Below are 15,608 nucleotides of genomic sequence, written 5' to 3' on the forward strand. Positions count from 1 at the left end.
TTGAGTGAGCGGTTGCCTTTGCAGCGATCCCGCGCGCGCAGGCGCGGGAAAGACTTCAACCGTGGGCCGTTCCTAGGGTTGGCTCTCCGAATCACGCTTCTTGCGTGCTTGCATCTGCTCGACGATCTGCTCGAGACTCGCGGTGATCACCAGCTCGGTCTCGCCGGTATTGCCCCGCCGGATCTGCTCCAGGCAGTGACGGGTACCGATATCCAGCGGGATCGGGTGGATATTGCGTTCCGCATAGAACTTGAGCATCTGGTCCCCTACCATGCCGGACTTCCAGGGTCCCCAGTTGACGGCCAGCGCCTGTACGCCGGGCCAGGCATGGCCGAGGCTGTCCGCCAGCTTGTTGAGCACCTCGTTGGCCGCGCTGTAGTCGCTCTGCCCCGCATTGCCGAAACGCCCGGCGATGGAGGAGAAGAACAGCACGAACTTCAGGCCTACCGGACGCAACCGACTGGCCAGCACCCGGGCGCCGGCGACCTTGGTGTCGTACACCGAGGAGAAGGACTCCAGGGTCTTGTCGCGGATCAGCTTGTCGTCGATGACCCCTGCGCCGTGCAGCACGCCGTCGATGCGTCCCCACTTCGCATAGATCCCGTCGATCAGCCGACCGAAGGCCTCGCCGTCGCGCACATCCACGGCGTGGTACTCGACCTTCGCACCGGTCGCCTCGAGCCGCGCGAGGTTGTCGCGGATCTCGCGATCCTTGAGCAGGCGCTTGAAGACCCGGTCCACCTCGGCCGGCTTCACCTTCGCGCCCCCTTCGCCGCGCAGCTTGCCGATCAGCACCTGCTTGAGCTGCGCCGGATCGGCGATCGCGCGGGTGTCCTCGGCCTCCTCCTCCGGCAGCGGACTGCGCCCCACCAGCACCAGCTGCGGGCGATACTCGCGGCCCAGGGCAGCGGCTATTTCCGCGGTGATGCCGCCGGCCCCGCCGGTGATCAGCACCACGGCGCCCTCCTCCAGGGCCGGCAGACCCACTGCGGCGCCGGCCGCCTGCAGGCCCAGCTCCAGCTGGCAGCGCCCTTCGGCGCCGTAGCCGACTTCCAGCGCAGGGACCTGGGCAGCCCATTCGCCCAGTACCCGCTCGACCATTTCCCCGACCTTCAAGGCCGGCGACAGGTCGATGCACTTGACGTGCACCTCGTCGCCCCACTCCCGCGACGCCGACTTGGCGACGCCCAAGGTGCCGGCAGACTCGATGGGCAACTCGCGCGAGTGCTCGAGGCCGAAGCGGCCGTCCAGCGCGGTGACGCCGAGCAGCCAGCCGGCGCCGGCCCGGGCGGCGGCCTTGAGGTCCTGGTCGAAGACCTTGCACAGCAGGAACAGGACCTTGGCCGGGGCGATGGCATACCCCTCCCCGCCCGGCACGCCGAGCAGGCTGACGAGGGTCCCGATCCGCTCCCCGCCGAGCAGCTCGCGCAGCGCCTGCACCGACTGCAGCGAGGTGGGATCGAACTCGAAGCGACTATCGCCCAGCGTGCGGTTTTCCTTGCCGGGAACGATCTGCTTCACCTGATGCCCAGCCTGGCCGAGGGCGACGCGGAAGGCGGTGGCCAGTTCCGAGTCATCCCCAACCAGCAGGACCGGCAGGCCGGCTGAGGGCTGCGGGCCGGCGACCGCACCCAGGGGCGCGGCGACGGGCTTGACGGTGTAGCAGTGCACGACTTGTTCCGGCGCAACTTCGGTTGCGGACTCCGCCGTCTCAGCCGGCAATGCCGACAGCGGAGTCAGTGCTTTTTTTGAGGCTTGGTCTCCTGCCCCTGCGGAGTCATGGAGCCTGTCATACCAGGCGATGATCTCGTTGAGGGTCTTGAGGCCGGTGAGCTCCTCGAACACGGCTTCCTCGTCGCGCCCGTCCATCAGGTTGTGGCGATCCTTGAGCTGGCTCAGGACCTCGATGCGCTTGATCGAGTCGATGCCCAGGTCGGCTTCCATGTGAGCGTCCAGATCGAGCATGTCTTCCGGATAGCCGGTACGCTCGGAAACCGCCTGCAGCAGGTCGGTCTTGAACGCCTCGGTGGAAGCCAGAGCGGCGGAAGCGGCAGGCTTGGCAGCCGGAGCAGCGGGGGCGGCTGCGGCGACGGACAGTTTGGGCACCTCGGCACGTGCCTCGCTGCGCTGGGCCGAACCCTCGATAGTGGCAACCTGGGGCTCGCGGCCGACCGGCAGACCGGCGGCATGCAGCGACAACACCTGGGCCGGCAGCACCGGTACCGGCGCGGGCGCCAGCCCGGCCTGGGAGACCACCTGCAGGTTGGGACGCGGCTCGCTGACGCTTGCCAGGTCGGCCCCCGCGAGGCTGCTCTGGAAATCGAGGAACCGACGCAGCGTTTCCTGCTGGTCGCGTTGCAGCGCGATGAACTGCGCGATGACTTCCTGAACATGTGCGACATTCAACGGCGATGAGGCCTCCATCGCTGCCGGGAGCTCTCCCGTGCGCACTGTGTTGTCGTTTGCCATGCTGAACCTCCGTTGTGGCGCGTGGCGGTTAACGTTGACCGGAGTTGCCACCGGTCGGGCGAAAGAGACATGGGCGACGGTCGTACTGCTCGCGACCGGCTGTGCCTGGGGTTTCGGCGCGACCACCGGCTGCGGACCGGCCGCTTCGGCCGGCGCCTGGGCGATCACGGGGCGAGCCTTGGCCGGAGCATTCCAGGGCAGCGCGCGGGCGCCGTTGACGCGCCAGATCAGCGGGCCGGGCACGGCCCTGGCCTTGGCCCGGGCGAACACCTCCGCGACCGCCAGCGCCTCGTAGCCGCGCCCCTTGAACCAGCGGCCGAATTCCAGCGGCAGGCCGAGGACGAACAGCTGGCCGAGCACATGGGCGAGCTGTACCCAGCCGCTACGCCCGGGCGCCTCGATGCCGAGTGCGGCATGCGGACGGTCGGCGAGAATGCGGTCGACCAGTCCGGTCAGCACCAGCCCCGGACCGGCTTCGACGAAGATCCGTGCGCCGGCCTCGTATAGCTGGTTGATCTCCTTGACGAAGTGCACCGGCTCGGTCATGTGCTCGACCAGCAGGGCGCGCATGGCCTCGGGCTCCGCCGGATAGGCGCCGCCGGTGGTGTTGCTGAACACCGGCACCCGGGCCGGCCTGAACTCGATCTTCGCCAGCTCGGCGGCCAGTCCCTCGCGCGCACTGGCCATCGCCGGCGAGTGGAAGGCGGCGCTGACCGGCAGCACCTTGACCCGCAGCGCCTCGTTGCCCAGCACCTTGGCCGCAGCCTCGATGGCCTCTATCGAGCCGGCAACGATGGTCTGGTCGGCGGCATTGAGGTTGGCCAGGGTGACGTTCAGGCCATGCTGCTCGATCAGCGCGCGGACGCGGGCCTCGTCGGCGTCGATCGCCGCCATGGCCCCCGGATTGCTCCGGCCGGCCTCGCCGGCGAGGCGACCGCGGACTTCCGATAGATGGATGAAGTCGTCCAGGCCGATCACCCCGGCGGCATGCAAGGCGACGTACTCGCCATAGCTGTGCCCGGCGACGAAGTCCGGCTTCAGCCCGTAGTCGCCCAGCACCCTGAGCGCGGCGCTGTCGACCACCCCCAGCGCCGGCTGGGCGACCTGGGTCGCGTTCAGCACGGTCTGCTGGCGGGCACGCTCCTCGTCGCTGAATACCGGCACCGGATAGATGTAGCGCGACAGGGGCTGCTCCAGGCGGTCGGCGAGCAGCTTGTCGGCGCGCTCGAACAGGTCGTGCAGCTCGGGCAGGGAGGTCGTCAGGTCGGCCAGCATGTTGACCCGCTGCGAACCTTGGCCAGGGAACACGAAGCAGACGCCGCCGGTGGCTTCCGGTCCTTCGCGGAAGAACACCCCTTGCGGGTACTTCACCTCGCATTCCCGTCCCTGCAGTGCCTTCAGGGCCAGCTCCAACTTGGCCTTGAGATCGGCGCCGGAGCTGGCGAGCAGGGCCAGCCGACAATTGCGCGCACCGTCGGCGGCACGGGGCGCGGCCTGTTCCAGATGCAGCGAGTAGGCCAGTTGGGCGATATCGACCTGCTCGGGATGCTCCAGGGCAGCGAGCAGGCGCTGCGCCTGTTCGCGCACCTGGGCACGGTCCTGGCCACGGAAGGCGAAGGGCTCGGCATCGCGCGGATTGAGGTCGACGACGTCGCTGTCGCGGTAGGCGCCGGTGTATTCCTCCATCACCACATGGAAGTTGGTGCCGCCGAAGCCGAAGGCGCTGACCCCGGCGCGGCGCGGATGGTCCGAGGTGTTCAGCCAGGGCCGGGTCTCGGTGTTGATGAAGAACGGCGAGCGGCCGAAGTCGATCTTTGCGTTCGGCGTCTCGACGCCGATGGTCGCCGGCAGCACGCGCTGCTTGAGCGCCAGCGCGGTCTTCACCATCGCCGCCAGGCCGGCGGTCACCTTAGTGTGGCCGATCATCGACTTAACCGAACCCACGGCGCAGGACTGGGTGGCCATGCCGGTCTTGCCGAAGGCGAGGTTGAGCGACTCGATCTCCGACTTGTCGCCGAGCGCAGTACCAGTGCCATGGGCTTCGATCAGGCCGATGGTGGTCGGATCGACCGCGGCGTCCTCGTAGGCTCGCTGCAGGGCGGTGACCTGTCCCTGGGGATGGGGCGCGGTGAGGCTGCGGTTGCGGCCGTCACTGGAGGCACCGATGCCCTTGATCACCGAATAGATGCGGTCGCCGTCACGCTCGGCGTCGCCCAGGCGCTTGAGCACCAGGGCGACTACGCCCTCGCCCAGGGCGATGCCGTCGGCGCTGTCGTCGAACGGACGGCTGCGGCCGCGCGGCGACAAGGCATGGGTCTGGGAGAAGCAGAGGAAGCCGACCGGGTTGTTGGTGGCGTCCACCGAGCCGACCACGGCGACATCGGCATCGTGGCTGCGCAGCTGGCGGATGCCCACGTCGAGGGCCGCCAGCGACGAGGCGCAGGCCGCATCGACGATGTAGTTGGTGCCGCGCAGGTCGAAGCGGTTGGCGACCCGCCCGGCGATGACGTTCTCCAGGATGCCGGGGAAGGAATCCTCGGTCCACTTGGGCAGGTCCTGCTCGTAGAGCGCCTCCAGCACCTGCCTGGCGGCCTCCTCGGGCAGCCCCTCGATCCGCGGCAGGTAATGGCTGAGCAGGCCGCGGAATATATAGTCGCAACCCAACTCGTTCATCCCGCCGGCGGCGAAGATGGTCGCGGTGCGGTCCCTGGCGAACGAGCGGCGGTCGAAACCGGCATCGGCCAGGGCCTGGCGCACCACGTCGAGGGCCAGCAGTTGCACCGGCTCGATCGATTTCAGGCTGGCCGGCGGGATGCCGTACAGGGACGGATCGAACTGGATGTCGTCCAGGAAGCCGCCCCACTTCGAATACACCTTGTCGGGGAGGCCGCGCTTGGGATCGAAGTAGTCCTCGGGGCGCCAGCGCTCCTCGCTCACCTCACGGATCGCGTTGACCCGGTGGAGAATGTTCTGCCAGTAGGTGCGCAGATCGTTGGCGCCGGGCAGCAGGCCGGCCATGCCGACGATGGCGATGTCGCTTTCCGCCGCCACGCGCTTGGCCGCGCGCTTGCGCGGCAGGCGCTGATCGACCTGCGCCAGCACCCCGCTGCAGCCTTCCGACACCGCACTGTGCAGTTCCGCAATGCTCAGCGCACGCGAGCGCAGGCGGGCGACCTCGCCGAGCATGTACATGCCCTCGCGGCGCTGATCCTCGGGAGGGATTTGCACGTAGCGGGAGGCTGCCGAACGGTCGGGGTTCTGGCTGATGCCCTTGGAGGCCATGCGCAGGCGACCGATATTGAACAGCTCCAGTACCTTGAGCACCTTCTCCGGGGTCTCCAGGGCGAGCAGCATGTCGCGCCGGGTGCGGTTGAACTCGTCGCAGAAAGGTGTCACCGCGCAGCGGGTGTACATGCCCTTACCGGATTGCAGCAGGGTGGTTTCCTTGCAGGCGATGGCCTGGGACTGGAATTCCGGCAGGATCGCGCCGCTGTTGACGATCTCGTGGGTGAAGAGATAGGCGGTGCCCATGATCACGCCGATCTTCATGCCGCGCTCGACCAGCGGCGCCGCCAGGGCGGAAACCATCGCCGCCGACAGCTCGTCGTGGATGCCGCCGGCGAACAGGATCTGGACCGACTCGGGATCGTTGATCTCGACCGAGGTCAGGGTCTCGATGGCCGACTCCCAGAGAATGAAGCTGCTCAGCGGGCCGGTGTGGCCACCGCATTCACCGCCCTCGAAGATGAACTTGCGGGCGCCGTCCTTGATGAAACCCTTGAGCAGCCCGGGCGAGGGTACGTGCAGGTAGGTGCTGATGCCGATGGCCTCAAGCTCGCGGGCCTGGCCGGGACGCCCGCCGGCGATCAGTGCGAAGCGCGGCTTGATCTGGCGGACCACCTCGAGCTGGGCCTGGCGCAGCTCCAGCGGCATGAAGCCGAGGATACCGACCCCCCAGGGCTTGTCGCCGAGCAGCGCCTTGGTCTTGGTCAGCAGGCTCTGCACCTGCTCCTGACGCATCACCGACAAGGCGATAAATGGCAGGCCGCCACCATCGGCCACGGCCTTGGCGAAGCCCTCCACGTCGCTGACCCGGGTCATCGGGCCCTGGACGATCGGGTAGCGGGTGCCATGCAACTGCGCCAGCGGGGAATCCGGTCCCAGCGCGTGCTGCGTGCGGGCTCCGCGCAGGGCCTGTTCGGTGCCGCTCGAAAGCGCGGCGAGAATGCGTCCGACGGTACCGTGACGGCGTGCCAGGGCGGCCGCCAAGGCGATGTCCTCGCCCATCGGCTGCAGTTTGCCATCCACCTGGGCGAGCGCCTTGAGTAGCAGGGCCTCCCACGCCTCCTCCTTGATCACCGCCTGCTCGAGTTCCTCGAGCTGCTCGCGGGCACCGCGGCCGAACAGGCGGAACGAGCGTTGTTCGGGGCCGATCAGCACGGTTTCGCTGCCATCCAGCGCCGCCCAGGCACGGGCCTGCGGGGTACCGATGAAGGGGCTCTCGTCGGCCAGCCAGAGCTGCTCGCAGAGCACCACGCCGGATGCGCCGGCGAGCACCGCGGCGGCAGCGGTATGGGTGCCCATGCCGCCCTGCACCCAATAGGGGATGTTGACCCGACCGTGCAGCTCCTGGAGCAGGATGAAGCTCGAATGGCGGCTGACCCAGCCACCGGACTCATGTCCCTTGAGGATCAGCCCGTCGCAGCCGGAGGCCTCGGCGGCCAGGGCCGAGGGCAGATCCCAGACCTCGACGAAGATCTTGCAGGCCAGGCGCTTGATTCTCTTCTTCAGCGCGGCCAGCTCCTTGGGCTGCATCCCGGTGAAGACCAGGTCGTCCGGCTTGAGGCCGGCGAGCACCAGGATCGGCACGCGCCGGGGGATGAATTCGGCCAGTTGCTCAAGGCCGCGCTCGGCCGAGCCGAGGGTATCCCAGCGGATCCCCCACTGGGCGCTCGGCCCGGCATTGGCGGCCAGGCCATCGATGGCTGCCCTAGTAGTTTCCGGATCGTTGTGACAGCCCAGATCGAGGATTCCGATTTCCCCGGCACGACAGGCAGCAATCGCAATCCTGGAGTCGAGATACCCTGCGGGAGTTATTGCAATATGACTAGCCATTTGATCATCCTGCTCTCAAAAAGATGCGCTTTCGGCGCACTTTTGTCCCTTGTCCGAGCCGCTTGGCACGCAGCTCGCTGTTCGACTGGCATGGCCCCAACTACCCTGGAAAGCGGGAAATGCCATCTAATTGACATCGCACCAAAGGTCTGCCGGGTTTTTCACCGGGAAGACGGTATTTGCGTCCTGCTCCGGAAACGAAGCGGCTTCAGGCCAACGGGCATGTGATGTCAACATCTTGGTTTTCACACTACCGGCAAAATCAAGCGTACTCGGAATCTCCGGTAATTCATTCCAGGGCGAATGGGAAAGTGAATCCCGAATCGACGTCGAGTTTGAACAAATCAATGAAGTCAATAAGCCATCAAGACCTTGCAAATAGAAAATAATTGCAAAAAACTATTTTTGCGAAGCGCAAAAAACAAAAATCAAAGCAGCTTAAAATATGGGAAAGACAATCTCACGAGCGATGCTGCCTGTAGGAAATATGAGATTAACCGCCATCTGAAAAATGGAAATCCACACAATTCATACTGACTACAGAAAAGCTGCAAAGACAGACATTAATATAATCAATTATTTGATTTATATAGATTTTTCATGAAACAACAGCCGAAATCAAAACCCTTTAATCCATGCACAGACTTGGTAGTCCACCTTCGAAAAGCCCGCCGAACCAGCCGGTCACCCAACTACAAACACCACGCTTCCCTGCCTCTTGAGGAACCCAAGCAGAATAAAAATATAATTTTTTGCAATGCAAAATGCCACTAAGAAAATCACCCGAAACACCGATAAAAAACACAATGCCATCGGATTGATGCAAAGCACTCGACCAAACATCACAACAAATGGCAATAGGCCTTCAAAAGGATTAAAATAGCAACTACGGAGCAGGCAAAAAAATCAACCAGAGAGACACGCAAAGTCCCCTCGGAAATCCGGGCAAGTACCTTCAAAGAATTTTATAAAAATAAAGTCAAAATGCCATCCGATTGTTTTTCAAGCATTTTTCCAACTGATTGGGAAACAGTTGTGCGTTGGCCCCTACAGCTCGTGACAAAGACACTGGAGTCGGGATATTCGAGACGGCAATTGGCAGAGTGACAGCAGTCCGGCTACGCCAAAAGACTCGAAAAACTTTTGGCGACGGCTGTATATATGACCGTGAATTATCGAAGAACACTGTCGGAGCCAATAACGCGAACTTGCCGCAAAGGCCCGAGCCAGGCATGTCGAAGCCACCCGCGGCAGCACGGCCGCGGGAGTTCGAGAGGTAGATCAGCGCAGGCAGTCGACCGTGTAGATCCGCCCCTGCGGGCCGTCCTCGTGCTGCAGGCCGTGCACATCCAGGCCGAATCCCGGGAAGCGCGCATCGAAGGCGCGCGTGGAATGCAGGTACTCGACGATCGCCTTGGTGGTCCGGGTGAAGCGCTCGCCCGGCATGATCAGCGGAATGCCCGGCGGATAGGGCACCAGCATCACCGCCGCGATGCGCCCCTCGAGCTGCTCGATCGGTACCGCCTCGACCTCGCCGCGCACCAGCTTGTCGTAGGCGTCCGCTGGCTTGAGGGCAATTTCCGGCAGCAGGCTGTACATGTGCTTGAGCGCCTTGGCCCGGGCGCTTTGCCGGTTGAAGTCGTGCAACTGGTCGCACAGGTCGCGCAGCCCCATGCCGGCATAGCGGGCACCGCCGGCCTGGGCGATGGACGGCAGCACCTGCTCCAGCGGCAGGTTGGCGTCGTAGCAGCGCTTGAACTCCAGCAGTTCGGTCAGCAGGGTGCTCCACTTGCCCTTGGTGATGCCCATGGAGAACAGCACCAGGAAGGAATACAGGCCGGTCTTTTCCACCACCAGGCCACGCTCCCAGAGGAAGCGGCCCACCACCACCGCCGGAATGCCCTGACCGGCCGGCTGCCCGCCGACACTCAACCCCGGGGTCACCAGGGTGACCTTGATCGGATCGAGCAGCACATAGTCCTCGGGCAGGGCATCGAAGCCGTGCCAGTCGGCCGCCGGGGTCAGCAGCCAGTCGGCAGCGGCCCCCTGCTCCCCGGTCGCACCGAGCGGCGGCTGCCAGATATCGAACCACCAGTCGTCCGGCGCCAGGCTCTTGCGCAGGTTCGCCAGGGCGCGCCGGAAGCTGAGCGCCTCGTCGAAGGTCTCCTGGATCAGCGAGCGGCCGGCCGGCCCCTCCATCATCGCCGAGGCGACGTCCAGCGAAGCCAGGATGCCGTATTGCGGCGAAGTGGAGATGTGCATCATGAAGGCTTCGTTGAAGCGGTCGCGGTCCAGCTGGCGGCGGCCGCCGTCCTGCACGTGGATCATCGAGGCCTGGCTGAAGGCCGCCAGCAGCTTGTGGGTGGAGTGGGTGCTGAACACCAGCGGACTGTCCGGAGCGCGCGTGGTCCCCATACCGTAGCGCCCCACATAGAATTCGTGGAAGGCGGCATAGGCGAACCAGGCCTCATCGAAGTGCAGCACCTCGACGCTAGCGCCCAGGGTCTGCTTGATCAGCTCGGCGTTGTAGCAGAGGCCGTCGTAGGTGGAATTGGTCACCACCGCGAGCTTCACACGGGATTCACGCCCGCGCGCCAACGGGTTGGCGGCAATCTTCGCGGCGATCGACTCGCGGCTGAACTCACCGAGCGGAATCGGCCCGATGATGCCCAGTTCGTTGCGCTCCGGCACCAGATAGAGGGGGATCGCTCCGGTCATGACGATGGCGTGGACGATCGACTTGTGACAGTTGCGGTCGACCAGCACCAGGTCGTCGCGGGCGACCATGGAATGCCAGACGATCTTGTTGGCGGTCGAGGTGCCGTTGATTACGAAAAAGGTGTGATCGGCGCCGAAATTGCGGGCTGCTCGTGCCTCCGCGGCAGCCAGAGGGCCGGTGTGGTCGAGCAGCGAGCCGAGCTCCGGCACCGACACCGAGAGGTCGGAGCGCAGGGTGTTCTCGCCGAAGAATTGGTGGAAGGCCTGGCCCACCGGGCTCTTGCGATAGGCCACGCCGCCGCCGTGGCCGGGCGTGTGCCAGGAGTAGTTGGACTGCAGGGTGTGCTCGACCAGTGCGCTGAAGAACGGCGGCAGCAGGCCGGCCAGGTAGCTGCGGGCGGCGCGGGCCACCTGGCGGGCCAGGAAGGGCACGGTGTCCTCGAACAGATAGAGGATGCCGCGCAGCTGGTTGAGATCGGCCATCGCCTCGGCCGGTGCGTTCTCGATAGTGACCTGCTCGCCGAGGGCGAAGATCGGCAGTTGCGGGGCCCGGGAGCGGGCGAGACGGATCAGCTCGAGCATGTCCTGCAGCAGGCGCTGGTTTTCCCCTGCCCCCTCGGCGGCGACCAGGACGCAGGCCAGGCCGTGGTGGGTCGAGGCGACGATGCGCCCTTCGCTGGAGCTGGCGGTGGAAAGGATGCTGAAGCCGCTCTGCTCCAGCTCTCGGGCGATCGCCCGCACGCGTTCGCCGGCGACGCTGTCGGCCTTGATGTCGCGATGGACGATGAGAATCGGAAAATCGAGGTCTTTGTACACGATCCATGTCCTGGGGGAGATTTCCCTCAGGATAAGCCAGAGCGCCGCCCCCCCGGCTACTGCTGCTGCGCCTGCTCCATCTGAATCCACAGCGCCGGACTGCCGGCGGCCTTCTCGATCGCCGCCAGCCGCTCGGCATGGGCGGCCAGCTCCGGCTCGCTGGCGCGGATCACCCGGGTGCGCTGACGGTCCTGCGGCAGCCGGCGGATCGCCGACGACTGGGCGCGACCGCCCTCGCCGCCCTCGCCGGACAGCGACAAGTGCGTCTGCCCGCCAGTCATGGCCAGCCAGACGTCGGCGAGGATCTCGGCGTCGAGCAGCGCGCCGTGCAGGTCGCGGTTGGAATTGTCGACGTCGTAGCGCTTGCACAGGGCGTCGAGGCTGTTGCGCTGGCCGGGATGGCGCTCGCGGGCCATCAGCAGGGTGTCGAGCACCTTGCAGTGGGCGCCGATCTCGGCGCGCTCGGCCTGTCCCAGCCGGACGAACTCATTCTCGATGAAGCCGATATCGAACGCCGCGTTGTGGATGATCAGCTGGGCGCCCTTGATGAACTCGAAGAACTCCTCGGCGATATCGGCAAAACGCGGCTTGTCGGCAAGAAATTCGTTGGTGATGCCATGTACTGCGATGGCGCCCTCGTCCACCGCGCGGTCTGGCTGCAGATAGACGTGGAAATGCCGCCCGGTGAGACGCCGGCCGAGCAGCTCGACACAACCGATCTCGATGATCCGGTGGCCTTCGGTCACCGGCATGCCGGTGGTTTCGGTATCCAGTACGACACTGCGCATCTATCGATATCTCCGAAAGGGGTCTAGAGGCTGTGCTTCTGTTGTGCGCGGGCGGCGGCGACGCCGCGGTTGGCCAGCAGGTCGGCTCGCTCGTTGCCGGGATGGCCGGTATGGCCGCGCACCCAGCTCCAGCTGACCTGATGGCGACCGACCTGCTCGTCGAGCTGCTGCCAGAGGTCGGCGTTCTTCACCGGCTGGCGCGCGGCGGTCTTCCAGCCGCGCCTCTTCCAGTTCGGCAGCCATTCCTGAATTCCGCGCATCACGTACTCGGAGTCGGTGGTCAGATGCACTTCGCAGGGTCGCTTGAGCTCGGCCAGCGCGCGGATGGCCGCGGTCAGCTCCATGCGGTTGTTGGTGGTTTCCGCCTCGCCCCCCCAGAGCTCGCGCTCGACGCCCCGGCAGACCAGCAATGCGCCCCATCCCCCGGGACCGGGGTTACCCTTGCAGGCACCGTCGGTATAGATTTCGACCTTGTCGCTCACTCAAGCCCCATGTTTCGACGCGCGCCGGCTGACCTTGACCACCGGCAGCGGCAGCAGCTTGCCGATGGGCTCCCGGCGACTCTGCGGCAGCGGCCGCAGGCCGACCACCAGCTTGCGCACCACCAGCAGGTAGAAGCCGCCGCCCGGCATCTGCCAGGACTCGCCCCAGGACTCCAGACGCGCGGTGCGGGATTGCCAGACGCAGGATGAAAGCGGCGGACGATAACACCCGAAGCGGCGTTTCTCCAGCGCGAAGCCGAGCAGCGCCAGCCAGTCGCCAACCCGACTGGAACCGATGCAGCGGGCCTGGCGCAACACATCGCCGGCGAAATGGCGACGCAGCCCCCAGAGGCTGCGCGGATTGATGCCGACCACGAGCAGGTGACCGCCGGGACGAACGCTGCGCGCCGCCTCGCGCAGCAACGCATGGGGCGACAGGCTGAAATCCAGCGCGTGCTGCAGCACCACCACGTCGGCGGCATGCTCGGCCAGTGGCCAGGCGTGCTCCTCGCAGACGATCTGCACCCCCGGCAAGGGTGCGCCCAGACGCACGCAGCAGCGGATCTGCCCGGCTCCCTCGAACTCGCCCGGCGGACCGTAATGCACCAGGTAGCCGCCGAAGAAGCGCGCCAGTTCCTCCTTGAGCAGACGCCGCTCCTCCTGCAGCATCTGCTGCCCCAGAGGCGTGGAGAACCAGTCGCGGGCATCGCTCATCAGTGACAGCCACCGGGGATCGGCGTTGGCGAAGGGTTGGTCGGTCATGAAGGCTCCCTGTGTGCGGACGCTCGGTCTAAGATGGGACGAACTCTTTTAAGTTTAGCGATCGCCAGCGTCAACACGCCCCCGGCGAGCGCTGCCGCCATCCTTGAGGGGCGGCCGCAACCCCTTCAACTCTCGATGAACAGACTCGACAGGAGAACGCGGAAGCGCCCGGCCCGCCCAGGATCCGGGACGCCCGCGAATACAGCATGGTACGGATCGACGCACTCCCCGCCTTCCAGGACAACTACATCTGGCTGCTAGAGGATCCGGCCACCCGGCGCATCGCCGTGGTCGACCCCGGCGATGCCGTCCCGGTGCTCGCCTGGCTGGACGCGAACCCCGGCTGGCAACTCGCCGATATCCTGATCACCCACCATCACGCCGACCACATCAGCGGCGTGGAACCCCTCAAGCAGGCGACCGGGGCTCGGGTGCTGGGCCCCGACGACGAGCGTATTCCGGCAGTGGATCTCACGCTTCGCGACGGCGAAACCGTCGACGTCCTCGGCTGTACCTTCAGGGTTTTCGAGGTGCCGGGCCATACTCGCAGCCACATCGCCTATTTCCATGCTGCCGTGCAGCCCTGGCTGTTCTGCGGCGACACCCTGTTCGCCGCCGGCTGCGGACGTCTCTTCGAGGGCACGCCGAGCCAGATGCATCGATCGCTGAACCGTCTGGCCGGGTTGCCCGAGGCGACCCTGGTGTACTGCACCCATGAATACACCCTGAGCAATCTGCGCTTCGCCCAGGCGGTGGAGCCGGAAAACCCTGCCATCGCCCGGCGCCTGGCCGAGGTGAGCGCCTGGCGCGCTGCGGGACGAAGCAGTCTGCCGTCGAACCTGGCCCTAGAGCGGGATACCAACCCCTTTCTGCGCACCGGGGAAACCTCCATTAAAGAAAAAATGGCCCGCCGCAGTGGCCGGGCATCCATTGACCCAGATCAAGTTTTCGCCGAGTTGCGGGCATGGAAGGACAATTTCTAGGCAGCGGCCTACAGTTTGAAAGTCCCCGACGGGTTGACCCCTCTTCGGGGCGCTTCCTAGAATCGGCCCACTTTTTTGCCCGGACCCCTTTCCGCCCATGTCAAACTTACCCTTCAACAAGGATGTTGCCCCGGGCATATTGGCGCGGCGCACTCCATTTATCGTCATTTTCCTGGCCACAGCCCTGGCCGGCTGTCAGAGCACCAGCGAGCGCAACGATGACGAATATGCGCGCCTGGCCGCGAAGCCCAAGCGCGAGGTCCAGTGGCGGGACCAGGCTGCCACTGCGCAGCCCCAGGATATCTGGGCACGCATGCGCGAAGGCTTCGCGCTGCAGGACGAGATAGGGGTCAATCCGCGCATCGAGCGCCAGCGCCTGTGGTTCGTCAGCAACCCGGTGCATATCGACAAGGTCAGCGAGCGCGGCGCCCTCTACATCCATTACATCGTCGAACGCCTGGAAGAGCGCGGAATGCCGCTGGAGCTGGCCCTGCTGCCGGTCATCGAGAGCGCCTACAACCCCCTTGCCTATTCCCGCGCCCATGCGGTGGGCCTCTGGCAGTTCATTCCCTCCACCGGCCGCGACTACAACCTGCACCAGACCCAGTGGTACGACGGTCGTCGCGACATCACCGCCTCCACCCAGGCGGCGATCGAGTACCTTTCCCGGCTCCACGATATGTTCAACGGCGACTGGCTGCTCGCCCTGGCATCCTACAACGCCGGCGAAGGCACGGTCAGCCGGGCCATGGAGCGCAACCGCCGGCTCGGCCTGCCCACCGACTACTGGAACCTGCCCCTGCCCAAGGAAACCCAGGACTATGTGCCCAAGCTGCTGGCCCTGTCCCAGGTGATCAACACCCCCGAGGCCTATGGCATCAGCCTGAGCCCGATCGCCAACGAACCCTATTTCGACCGGGTGGAAATCGGCGGCAGCATGCAGCTGTCGCGCCTCGCCGAAATGGCCGGCATCGACAAGGGCGAACTGCTCCGACTGAATCCGGCCTACAAGCGCGGCATCACCCTAGATGGCCCCCAGTACCTGCTGGTGCCGACCGAAAATGCCGAGCGGCTGCAGCTCAGCCTGGGCCGCAGCCCCGAGCAACTGGCCGAATGGCGCAAGCAGCGTCTGGCCGCCAACCCCGGCGCCCCCCGTCCGCGCCGGCCGGAACTGCACCGGACCTTCACCCTGCAGCAGGCCACCACGCCGCCCAGCGCCGCGCGTATGCTGGCTCTGGAGGAAGAAGAGCCGCCGCGCCGGACGTCCATTGCCAAGAAGCGCCAGTCGGTGACCTACTACAAGGTGCGCAAGGGTGATTCGCTCCATCGCATCGCCCAGCGCTTCCAGGTCGATACCAAGACCCTTCAGCGCTGGAACTCCCTGAGCGGCCGGACCATCCGTCCAGGGCAGACCCTGACCCTCTTTCTGGCAAACTGACAGCATCCGGCAATGGCCGGCCGCGAACGTCACGGGC

The 15,608-nt window shown here is 65.7% G+C and carries 7 protein-coding genes; 2 read left to right on the top strand and 5 right to left on the bottom strand.

Going from position 1 to position 15,608, the window contains the following annotated elements; translation table 11 throughout:
- Window positions 1-72: 72 nt before the first annotated feature.
- The 5 genes from GCU53_RS02865 to GCU53_RS02885 all read right to left on the bottom strand — a co-directional run bounded on the left by GCU53_RS02865 (window position 73) and on the right by GCU53_RS02885 (window position 13,150).
- A complete protein-coding gene (locus GCU53_RS02865) occupies window positions 73-7,584 on the bottom strand; it encodes a type I polyketide synthase (protein ID WP_152386282.1) in 7,512 nt (2,503 codons plus the stop codon).
- 1,281 nt (window positions 7,585-8,865) lie between these two features.
- Window positions 8,866-11,118 carry an arginine/lysine/ornithine decarboxylase gene (locus tag GCU53_RS02870; protein ID WP_152386283.1) on the bottom strand — a complete coding sequence of 751 codons (2,253 nt, stop codon included), beginning with the start codon at window positions 11,116-11,118 and terminating at the stop codon, window positions 8,866-8,868.
- A 56-nt stretch (window positions 11,119-11,174) separates the two neighbouring features.
- Window positions 11,175-11,906: a DNA polymerase III subunit epsilon gene (gene dnaQ / locus GCU53_RS02875; RefSeq protein WP_152386284.1), complete on the bottom strand. Its 732-nt coding sequence runs from the start codon at window positions 11,904-11,906 to the stop codon at window positions 11,175-11,177.
- Window positions 11,907-11,929: 23 nt separating this feature from the next.
- Window positions 11,930-12,388 (bottom strand): ribonuclease HI, encoded by a 459-nt coding sequence (gene rnhA / locus GCU53_RS02880; RefSeq protein WP_152386285.1) that lies wholly within the window; start codon window positions 12,386-12,388, stop codon window positions 11,930-11,932.
- Entirely contained in the window at window positions 12,389-13,150 is a 762-nt protein-coding gene (locus GCU53_RS02885) for a class I SAM-dependent methyltransferase (RefSeq protein WP_152386286.1), read from the bottom strand. It lies immediately after the preceding gene.
- Between the two features lie 206 nt (window positions 13,151-13,356).
- On the opposite strand from GCU53_RS02885, the gene gloB reads away from it, so the two are divergent.
- Both gloB and GCU53_RS02895 read left to right on the top strand, forming a co-directional pair.
- On the top strand, window positions 13,357-14,133 hold the full coding sequence (gene gloB / locus GCU53_RS02890; RefSeq protein ID WP_152386287.1) for a hydroxyacylglutathione hydrolase: 777 nt from the start codon (window positions 13,357-13,359) through the stop codon (window positions 14,131-14,133).
- A 97-nt stretch (window positions 14,134-14,230) separates the two neighbouring features.
- Complete coding sequence (locus GCU53_RS02895) at window positions 14,231-15,571, top strand: lytic transglycosylase domain-containing protein (protein WP_152386288.1); 1,341 nt, start codon at window positions 14,231-14,233, stop codon at window positions 15,569-15,571.
- The last annotated feature ends 37 nt before the right edge of the window (window positions 15,572-15,608 follow it).

Origin of the sequence: Azotobacter salinestris (assembly GCF_009363155.1) — a bacterium.
GTDB lineage: Bacteria > Pseudomonadota > Gammaproteobacteria > Pseudomonadales > Pseudomonadaceae > Azotobacter > Azotobacter salinestris.

Excerpts from the sequence above, each read along its gene's own strand:
- GCU53_RS02865 (WP_152386282.1), bottom strand. The coding sequence starts at position 7,584 with ATGGCTAGTCATATTGCAATAACTCCCGCAGGGTATCTCGACTCCAGG.
- dnaQ (WP_152386284.1), bottom strand. The coding sequence starts at position 11,906 with ATGCGCAGTGTCGTACTGGATACCGAAACCACCGGCATGCCGGTGACC.
- GCU53_RS02885 (WP_152386286.1), bottom strand. The coding sequence starts at position 13,150 with ATGACCGACCAACCCTTCGCCAACGCCGATCCCCGGTGGCTGTCACTG.
- gloB (WP_152386287.1), top strand. The coding sequence starts at position 13,357 with ATGGTACGGATCGACGCACTCCCCGCCTTCCAGGACAACTACATCTGG.
- GCU53_RS02895 (WP_152386288.1), top strand. The coding sequence starts at position 14,231 with ATGTCAAACTTACCCTTCAACAAGGATGTTGCCCCGGGCATATTGGCG.